Raw genomic sequence first — 9,514 nt, 5'->3', positions numbered from 1 at the left:
GGGCTTTCCTTTCCTTATTTTTTTTCTATCATTTTTATTGTCGTTTTTTCATCAACTCAAATTTTATATGCCCAACAAAAATTTGTTTTCGAACAATCAAAAATGGGATCGCCCTTTACTATTTCCATTTTTGCAAATGATTCGGTAAAAGCAGCTAAGGCCGCCAACGCAGCATTTCATTGCGCGGATTCTCTCAACCAGATTTTCAGCGACTATCTCGACAGCAGCGAATTAAATCGCCTGAATGCTACAAGCGGGCAAAACCGCTATGTACCTATCTCTGCGGCGATGTTGGATATTTTAAAATATTCTTTGGAAGCTGCGGGGGAAAGTGAGGGAAGTTATGACATTAGCATGGGCCCTGTAGTAAAATTATGGCGAAAAGCCCGTGCAGAAAAGAAGCTGCCCGACACCGATTCTCTCCGGATTGCCTTACAAAAAGTAGGATATAAGTTTATCCATCTAGATACCGTTCACCAGGCTGTATGGCTCGAAAAACCCGGAATGCAACTGGACCTTGGAGGATTAGGCAAAGGGCATGTGGCACAAGCCGCATTGAAAATAATTCAGGCTGCAGGTTTTCACTCAGCCATGGTAAATGCAGGTGGAAAAATTGTAATGGGGGATGCGCCTCCGGGCAGGAATGGCTGGCGGATAGGCATTACGCTTCCGGAGGAAAAAGAAGAAATAATGCCCCGGTTATTATTGCTAAAAAATACATCGGTTGCTACGTCAGGCGATGTTTATCAGCATTTGGATTTCAACGGTAAACGATATTCACACATTATTGATCCCACGACAGGACTTGGTATCACCACGCAACGAACGGTAACCGTCATTGCTAGAAATGGAACAATTTCCGACTGGCTTTCGACAGCCTGCAGTGTGCTTACAATTGATAAGTCCATAGCATTAATTAAAACATTTAAAGGTGCCGCTATTTTAATAACTGAATTGAGAAATGGAAAACTAATTCAAAAGAGTTCTGAAAATTTCAAAGACTATTTTGAAAATTAAAAAGACACAGTAATCTTTTTGTCATTAACTTCATTCGCCACGATTCTTTATAAAACATAATGAAAAAGATAGCGATACTTTTTTTGTTGGTCTCTTTAAAATTTAGCCCGGCGGCCATGTCTCAAAATAAAGATGATTCAACTTCGGCAAGCTATGAGCAAACCATTCCCGGAACTGCTGTCAAATTTAAAATGATACCGATACCGGCTGGCTCTTTTTATATGGGCAGCCCGGAAAAAGAAAAAGGACACAAGGCTGATGAAGGCCCTGTGACCGAAATAAAATTAGATGGATTTTGGATGGGTGAACACGAGGTTACGTATGATGAGTATGTTTTTTTTCTTGATGAAAGTGTAGATACCGGTCCTCTACCGGATGGAATTACAAGACCCAGCCCACCTTATGTAGATTTCACGTTAGGCATGGGTAAAGCAGGTGGCTTCCCTGCAAATAGTATGACACAATACGCGGCACTGATGTATTGCAAATGGCTATATAATAAAACCGGAATCTTTTACAGGTTACCTTCAGAGGCTGAATGGGAATATGCTTGCAGAGCAGGTTCAGAGAAAGCTTTTCCGTTTGGTGATGATGAAAAACAACTCGCTGACTATGCCTGGTATGCAGGCAACAGCAACAACAAATACCATCGCGTAAAACAATTAAAGCCCAATAGATGGGGATTGTATGATATGTTAGGAAACGTGGCCGAATGGACGTTGGACCAATACGATGAGACCTATTTTGAGAAGTTAAAAACAAATTCGGTGAACCCTGTTGTACCACTCCAAACAAAATATCCGATCACCTTAAAAGGAGGTTATTTTAGTAACAACCCTGCTGACCTGAGATGTGCGGCCCGGCTGCCCTCAGCACGGAAATGGAATGCCCGTGATCCGCAGATTCCAAAAAGTAAATGGTGGATAACCGATGCTCCTTTTGCAGGATTTCGTATCGTTCGTCCTTTCAGGCAACCAACACCTGCCGGGGCCAGTCAATTTTTTACTCAATATTTATCTTTATAAAAGAAACTTTCACTTACTAAAAAATGCAACGATATGAGTCTAGAAAATTTAAAGAACAATCATCAAAGCAGGAGAGAATTTGTAAGAAACTCTTCATTGCTGACAGGCGGTTTGCTTGCTGCACCCCTACTCTCTCATGCTAACTTTTTTTCCGGTTCAGATGCTGTAATTAAAATTGCGCTGATCGGTTGTGGCGGACGGGGTACCGGCGCGGCCGTGCAGGCATTAAGTACCAAACAAAATGTGCAGTTGGTAGCGATGGCCGATGCTTTCAGAGATCGCCTCGATGGAAGTCATAAAAATATTTCAGAGGAGATGAATGATAAGAAAGACCGGGTTAAAGTTGACGAAGAAAACAAGTTTATAGGTTTCGATGCTTATAAGCATGCTATTGCAATGGCAGACGTTGTAATTCTCGCTACCCCTCCCGGGTTCAGGCCTATTCATTTTGAAGAAGCGGTAAGACAAAATAAGCATGTATTTATGGAGAAGCCACTGGCCACTGATCCGGCGGGCGTACAACGTATATTGGCAGCAGCGCAAATTGCAAAGGCTAAAAAACTAAATGTTGTAACCGGTCTGCAACGCAGGTATCAAACTTCTTACAGGGAATTGATGAAAAGAGTTCACGACGGCGCCATTGGTGAAATCGTATCAGCGCAGGCCTGGTGGGATAACGATGGCGTATGGGTACGCCCCCGCCAGGACGGACAGACTGAAATGGAATACCAGATGCGCAACTGGTATTATTTTAATTGGCTTTGCGGCGACCATATTAACGAGCAACATATCCATAACCTGGATGTTATTAATTGGGCGTTAGAAGCATTTCCTGCCAAAGCCCAGGGAATGGGAGGCCGTGAAGTGCGCAAGGGTAAAGATTATGGAGAAATCTTTGATCACCATTACGTGGAATTTCACTATGGCAATGGTGCAATTTTAAACAGCCAGTGCCGCCATATAAAAGGAACGATGAGTAAAGTAGATGAACTGGTGGTCGGTACGAAGGGTAAAGTATTTTTTGGTGACGCCCGTATAACAGATCATAAAGGCAAAACAATTTATCAATTTGATAAGAAAACTGAAAATCAACCTTACCAGGCCGAGCATGATGAATTATTTGCTGCAGTAGCCAGAGGAGTATATCAATTCAATGATGCGGAGCGCACTGCCAAAAGTACCATGACCTCTATCCTTGGTCGCCTGGCTACCTATTCCGGACAGGTTATAGATTGGGAAAAGGCAATCAATTCGGGTATTAATATTATGCCTGAGAAATATGCTTTCGATGCAAAGCCACCTGTATTACCAGATGAAAACGGCATGTACGCTGCGGCAATACCTGGTGTAACGAAATATTTTTGATGTTGAATGAATGGAGATAATTATTTGGGGTTACACGTCGTTCACAAAGCTAGTCTGCAATTCTGCACCAGCCTGAGTTCAGCAATCGTGAAGAAAGGTTTACAATCTTTTTTAGGTGATACCCAGGTTGATGAAATAATGGTGGCATCTTGCGTTTATGATATTGATGCGAAGATTCATTTATATGAATTGATTGGGGAATTTTTTTGGGAAGGGAGATTCGTGAGAGAAAAATTATTGTTAGCAGGGGAACATTTTAAGGAATTTATTTATTGCATAACGCCCGGCTATTACGTCTTCCACTATTTTGGTGATTTCGTCCAAGCCTGGAGCAGTCGAATAACTTCGCCTCATTTTTTTAAGATATATTTTAACAGCGGAAACAGGCTCATAACTCAACTTAATGAGGGTCGTCCCGATAATTCTTTAGATATCCATTTTCTGTAATTTAGGGAATGGGTTTTTACTTATTCAAAGGTTGAGGAATGGTTCTTTGGGTTAAATGAGTTTAGTATTTTAGGTTCAGGCAAAGCTACCTTCTTCAGGTTATAGATATAACTGATAAGGCTTGTATTGTTTTACTTTTATCCAGTTCGCTTAAGTTGGGAATTCCCCTCTATTACTGCAATCAAAAAGCTGTCCCCTTCGATATGCCCTCGATATACCTTCGAATGAGCTTCGTTTCGATAATCGAAGAATATACAAAATATATTACCCAATCTATCGTTATATACAGGAAGCAATCAGCTTTCGATCAATCATCCTCAATACATAAAACAGGTAATCATGGCAATTCTTACACAAGGTATTCTTGGCAAAGTAGTAGGTAAAACCGGCCCTATAGTCAGCTATATAAGGTTTGGCCAAAACATCACCCGCAGTAAAGGCAGTACCCGCAAAAACAGGATAGAAACGCCCGCAAGAAAAACGCAGCGGGAAAAGATAAAAGTATGCAATGACTTTACCCGCGCATTTTCGGGCACCGGCTTTTTTAATAAAAGCTTTCCTGCATACGGCCATACCGGGTCGGGTTACAACAGGGTTACCGGCTCTATTATGAACCTGGCCATTGTGAACACACCAGCCGTAGCGATTGCGTGGCCAAAAGTTTTAATTTCAAAAGGGCCGATAGCTCCCGTCGATTATGCGTCGGCGTTAGTTAATGATGAAGGTAATATCGAATTTAACTGGACAGATAATTCCGGCGACGGTACGGCGAAGACGAATGATGGGGTTATTATGGTTGCTTATTTCCCGGAAAGCAAAAAGGCTTTTTATATATTCAGTGATGCCGAAAGAAAAGACGGAACAGCCATTTTGGATGTGGCATCGCAGAAAGGTACTGCGCAAACGTGGCTCGGGTTCCTGAGCGCAGATGAAACCAATGCGGCCAACAGTATGTATACCGGGGAATTAATGATTTAAAAATATTGACGCTCCAGCCGACAACAACAGGAGAAATCTATATCAAATTTATTATGGTATTGCGCAACTTTTTTTCACAACCTCTCTATTATTTTCGCATTTAATTTTTCGCCGCAGCAACCTAATCGCAAGGTGATGATTAAAAAAGAAGTTTTCCTAATTTAGTAAAGCGTTTTCCCAGGGGCCGTTTGCCGTGTCGCCAATAGGTGCTGAATGCGTCACACGGACCTTATGGGATACTGATCAAAAAAAATGAAAATTGAATTCAATCATATCGAACCTCACAATTTGCTTAGGCCTTACATTGATAAAATGTGGGTATTTGAGTGCAGTGGAAAATTGCCTTCTGATGATTTAAAATTAGTCGTGCCCAATGGTAATATTAAGCTTTCTATTTTTTCGGTTAATGGCATAACGGCAACGGTTAACGGCAAATGTATTACGTCCCGGGAAGGGAGCATTAATTTAACAGGACTTGTGGATGTGCCATTAAGTTTAGATACCGAAAAAGATATTTTCACTGAAACAATAGGTATCGAATTTAATCCGAAAGGCGCTTATCGTTTTTTTCAATTTAATTTTAATGAAGTTAAAAATCAAATTTATCAACTCGATGATATATTGGGGCCTGTTGGGAAACAGTTGGAGGAAATGGTTATAAATACTCCATCTGTCCGTGGAAAAATTGATGTGGTAGAGCAGTTCCTGGTTAAGAGACTTATGCAGAATACCGGAGATTTAATATTTGAGTTTTGCGTTGATAAAATAATTTCATCTAAAGGAAGAATTGCGGTGAAAGAACTTGAGAAAAAAACAGGCTACAGCAGTCGCTGGCTGAATTTAAAATTTATAGATAAAATCGGCGTAAGCCCAAAAAATTTATCTTCCATCATCCGCTTTAGCGAATATTACCGGGTCTTTACTTCAGAGAACTCAAATGAGATCTTCAGAAACGAATTTTACGATCATTATTACGACCAATCACACTTTATAAAAAACTTCAAGTACTACACTGGCCTGTTACCCTCCGGTATTGAGCGAAGCTCAAACGATTTTGGCCGGAAGTTTTACCAGGTATAAACACTTCCGATTTTTACAATTCCAGGTTTTTGTTGTTTCCCATCTTTGCGGTAATAAAATAATTCAATAATGGGAAATGCAGTTACCTGGGTTGAAATTCCCGCGAAAGATTTCGAAAGGGCAAAAAAATTCTACGAAACTGTTCTTAAAGCAAAAATTGATTTAGTACCTGTGCCGGGGAATAAGTGGGGCATGTTGCCTTACGAGATGGGAGAACCTCACGGAGGTTGCGCAATAGTCGAAGGCAATGGTCATGAGCCGGCATCAAAAGGTTCATTAGTCTATTTAAATGGAGGCATCGATTTAAGCAAACCACTTTCAAGAGTGGAAAAAGCCGGCGGAAAAATAATTATGGACAAAACCCCTAATAACGGTTTTGGTTTTATAGCGCTATTTGCAGACACAGAAGGAAACAAAATTGGTTTTTACTCCCCGGAATAATACAGTCATCGACATTTATTAAAATTAAAATTTCTATTAACATGGCAAAAGTAATTTTTGGAAACCATTCATCGGTTATTGTTCCGATAAAAGACCGCGACAACATTCGTAAATTTTATTGTGATGTGCTTGGCGGCGCCATCACAAAAGCAGAGGATGAAAGAGACTTCGTTCGTCTTGGAGAGAACTTCATCGCGTTTCTTTATGGGGATGTTCCTGATGAAAGCGGGTTCTCACGGGCTGCCAGAGCAATGTGGCTTGAAATAAAATCTGACAATGTGGAGGAAATGAGTAAAAAAATCATTGAGTCTGGCCTTGTAAGAAAGCTTGATATACCAGATCCGCATCTTTATTTCCAGGCTCCGGGCGGGCAATGCTGGCGCCTGGTAGGAATTGATGAAGACATGTCTTTTTATGAAGGTGCCGGAGCCGGGCCGAATGTGGCTAAGGTGAAAGAAGCGGTGGGAAGTAAGTGAACATGAGTAACGAAAATAATTTACCGGGCTAAATAATAATCAATTCAATAAATGAAAAAGCAAAATTACCTATCAACTAGTTACTCAGTAGAAATTGAGTTGGCAAAATCTCCGAATAATGTTTTCAACCATCTCATTAACCTCAAAAAATGGTGGCCGGAAGATTTTAAAGGAGAAGACATCAAACTTAATAGCGAGTTCACATTCACTACAGGCGATTCACATTATTCAAAAAATAAAGTGATTGAATTTTTGCCGAACAAAAAAGTGGTTTGGCTCACAACCGAGAGTATACGCAAAACGGACGATTTTGACTGGAAAGGAACAAAGATGATTTTTGAATTAACTCCTAAAGGCAATAACACAATAGTCAAATTTACCTATGACGGTGTTGTTACTGAGAATGAATATGAAAGATTAGTTGAGATATGCGACATGACTCTTAAAGAAATGTTTTACAACTATATTATTAATGAAAAAGGCAAGTAAATTTTAAATACGAAATGGAAAATAAGAGCTTTACTGTAACAATAGAAGTTGCAAAGTCGCCGCAATATGTTTTCAAGAGCATTACCAACGATGTTGCTAAGTGGTGGGGCGGAAAGGACTTACAAGGGAGCAGCAAAAAATTGAATGACGAATTTATTATTCACCATCCCGGTGCCCATTATTCTAAACAAAGGTTAGTTGAAGTTATTCCGGATAAAAAAATAGTATGGCTTGTTACAGAAAGCACTTTGGATTGGCTTGAAAAAGATAAACATGAATGGACAAACACCCGGATGATTTTTAACATTGTTCCAAGTGGAAATAATACCATTCTGCACTTTACTCACAAAGGACTTGTTGCCACAAAAGAGTGCTACCCGTTGTGTCACGCAGGCTGGAACACCGTCATCAGGGATTACCTGTTTTATTTGATAACAGAAGGAAAAGCACACTTTTAAATTATAACAATAAATCAATTATAAAATGAAAAAGAAAAATGATTTCAGCAGTAGTATCTCCGCAACGATCAGCGCGGACGAGGCAATCACAAGGATCAGCAATGTACCTGGCTGGTGGGGAGTTACCTTTAGTGGAAATTCCGAAAAACAAGGTGATCAATTTGTGGTAAAGATGGGCGGCGATTCCTTCTTTGACTTCACCGTAGAAGAAATGATTCCCGGCAAAAGAGTTGTTTGGTTAGTTACAGATTGCAATATGCCCTGGTATTCGGATAAAAAAGAATGGGCTAATACCAGATTAATTTTTGATCTCACCGGGCACAATGGGGTAACAGATCTGACTTTTACACATGAAGGCCTTACGCCTGAAGTTGAGTGTTATAATGACTGTGCACCGGGCTGGACGCATTGGATCAAAACAAGTTTATTTTCTTACCTCACTAACGGCAAAGGTATTTTCCGGCCTCCTACCAAATGAAACAGAGGCGAAAAAATAATGTGGATTGTAACAAATGACAGCGATTTGCGGGTGGTAGTTACAAGTCCTGCCAACGCAGCAAAACGGGAATTGGTAGCAAGTAATTCGTCATGTCGTGCTTGTCGTTAATTGTCCTAACCAGCACGTAAAATCTTCTCCATCTTTTTGCCTTTCGCCAATTCATCTACCAGTTTGTCTAAATACCTTACCCGTTGCGTCAATGGATTTTCGATTTCTTCGACGCGATAGCCACAAATTACCCCGGTAATGAGTTGAGCGTTAGGGTTCAACCTGGCTTTCTTAAAAAATGTTTCAAATGTTACCTTTTCATCAATGAGCTCCTGCAACTTTTCGTCAGTAAAACCGGTTAACCACGCTATTACCTGGTGCAATTCTTCTTTTGTCCTGCCTTTACTCACAACCTTTGTGATATAGTGCGGATAGACCGATGCAAATGTCATTGTTGCTATGCGCTCATCATGTTCGGCTGTTGTTTTCATACCTTACATTTTAAAGTAAATCATTCAAAATTATTTCAATTATTCTGATGGTCCTTTTTTTTTCCCAAACGGGTCATGGCCCGATTGTATTTCTTTGGTTTCTTGAGCAGGCCGGGTAAATTGTCCTTGCTGGCAGGGCGCAAATTTCTTTGTCAACCATTTTTTGCATATCGAGACATGCGGGTATCTCTGCGCTCATCCCTGTTTGCAAAATGTTGTTATGTGGTATGACTTGGCTACTAACAATCTGTGCTGGCAACTTTCAGACGTAAGTATACAAAAAAATATTTTTGATTACCAACCAATGCAATTTTACTTTTCGTGATTGCCTGCAGAAAGCGGGTTGTCAATAGGAAAATCCGAATCCGTTTTTTTTGAAGTTTGTTGTGTGTAAACCCGTCGCAATAACTACAAAGCAACTGACAAGGCTTTTCGAAATAGATTTGCAATAACACACCGCAATGATCCTGCATGCAGAAATACTGCATTTTCAAAAATAAATTACTAAGAACCAATGGGCAAAATAAATAAAGCAATTGGTTTCTAACCATTCCTCAACTTAGCAAATAAACAAAGCACTCAAAATTTTGAGTGCTTTGTTTATTGCGAACATTTAATAATTACAATGTAATATTCTGTTCTGTTACTGGTTTAGTTGAATTAACTTTCCGGTAACGAGTTTATTATCCAAAATAAATCTATAAATCAAATTCGCATTTTTCTGACCTGGAAGATTGAGGTCAAAATTGTTAACACCCGC

Annotated in this window: 12 protein-coding genes; 11 read left to right on the top strand and 1 reads right to left on the bottom strand. The window is 40.1% G+C overall.

The features are described from left to right. The 11 genes from ACO1O5_RS10885 to ACO1O5_RS10835 form a co-directional block, all read left to right on the top strand. Nucleotides 1-1,017, top strand: a 1,017-nt coding sequence (locus ACO1O5_RS10885) for an FAD:protein FMN transferase (RefSeq protein ID WP_486270102.1), incomplete at its 5' end; no start/stop codon positions are given. A 59-nt stretch (nt 1,018-1,076) separates the two neighbouring features. Continuing rightward, nucleotides 1,077-2,042: a formylglycine-generating enzyme family protein gene (locus tag ACO1O5_RS10880; RefSeq protein ID WP_486270101.1), complete on the top strand. Its 966-nt coding sequence runs from the start codon at nt 1,077-1,079 to the stop codon at nt 2,040-2,042. Nucleotides 2,043-2,075: 33 nt separating this feature from the next. Beyond that, a complete protein-coding gene (locus tag ACO1O5_RS10875; RefSeq protein ID WP_486270099.1) occupies nt 2,076-3,407 on the top strand; it encodes a Gfo/Idh/MocA family protein in 1,332 nt (443 codons plus the stop codon). Between the two features lie 6 nt (nt 3,408-3,413). Beyond that, nucleotides 3,414-3,854 carry a hypothetical protein gene (locus tag ACO1O5_RS10870; RefSeq protein WP_486270097.1) on the top strand — a complete coding sequence of 147 codons (441 nt, stop codon included), beginning with the start codon at nt 3,414-3,416 and terminating at the stop codon, nt 3,852-3,854. A 339-nt stretch (nt 3,855-4,193) separates the two neighbouring features. Next, entirely contained in the window at nt 4,194-4,832 is a 639-nt protein-coding gene (locus ACO1O5_RS10865) for a DUF6266 family protein (RefSeq protein WP_486270095.1), read from the top strand. A 252-nt stretch (nt 4,833-5,084) separates the two neighbouring features. Beyond that, nucleotides 5,085-5,912 carry a DUF6597 domain-containing transcriptional factor gene (locus ACO1O5_RS10860; RefSeq protein ID WP_486270093.1) on the top strand — a complete coding sequence of 276 codons (828 nt, stop codon included), beginning with the start codon at nt 5,085-5,087 and terminating at the stop codon, nt 5,910-5,912. A gap of 69 nt (nt 5,913-5,981) precedes the next feature. Further along, nucleotides 5,982-6,353: a VOC family protein gene (locus tag ACO1O5_RS10855; protein WP_486270091.1), complete on the top strand. Its 372-nt coding sequence runs from the start codon at nt 5,982-5,984 to the stop codon at nt 6,351-6,353. A gap of 41 nt (nt 6,354-6,394) precedes the next feature. After that, on the top strand, nt 6,395-6,829 hold the full coding sequence (locus ACO1O5_RS10850; RefSeq protein ID WP_486270089.1) for a VOC family protein: 435 nt from the start codon (nt 6,395-6,397) through the stop codon (nt 6,827-6,829). A gap of 51 nt (nt 6,830-6,880) precedes the next feature. Then, nucleotides 6,881-7,318 carry an SRPBCC family protein gene (locus tag ACO1O5_RS10845; protein WP_486270086.1) on the top strand — a complete coding sequence of 146 codons (438 nt, stop codon included), beginning with the start codon at nt 6,881-6,883 and terminating at the stop codon, nt 7,316-7,318. A gap of 14 nt (nt 7,319-7,332) precedes the next feature. Further along, nucleotides 7,333-7,776, top strand: coding sequence for an SRPBCC family protein (locus tag ACO1O5_RS10840; RefSeq protein WP_486270085.1), 444 nt, complete (start codon nt 7,333-7,335; stop codon nt 7,774-7,776). 25 nt (nt 7,777-7,801) lie between these two features. After that, nucleotides 7,802-8,254, top strand: coding sequence for an SRPBCC family protein (locus ACO1O5_RS10835; protein ID WP_486270083.1), 453 nt, complete (start codon nt 7,802-7,804; stop codon nt 8,252-8,254). Nucleotides 8,255-8,388: 134 nt separating this feature from the next. Here the strand turns inward: ACO1O5_RS10835 and ACO1O5_RS10830 are convergent, their stop codons facing one another. Beyond that, nucleotides 8,389-8,754, bottom strand: coding sequence for a DUF2200 domain-containing protein (locus tag ACO1O5_RS10830; protein ID WP_486270082.1), 366 nt, complete (start codon nt 8,752-8,754; stop codon nt 8,389-8,391). Between the last annotated feature and the right edge of the window lie 760 nt (nt 8,755-9,514).

Source organism: Ginsengibacter sp., assembly GCF_057362405.1.
Note: the sequence above shows the minus strand (reverse complement) of the source record. Positions and strands in the feature narration are given on the sequence as shown.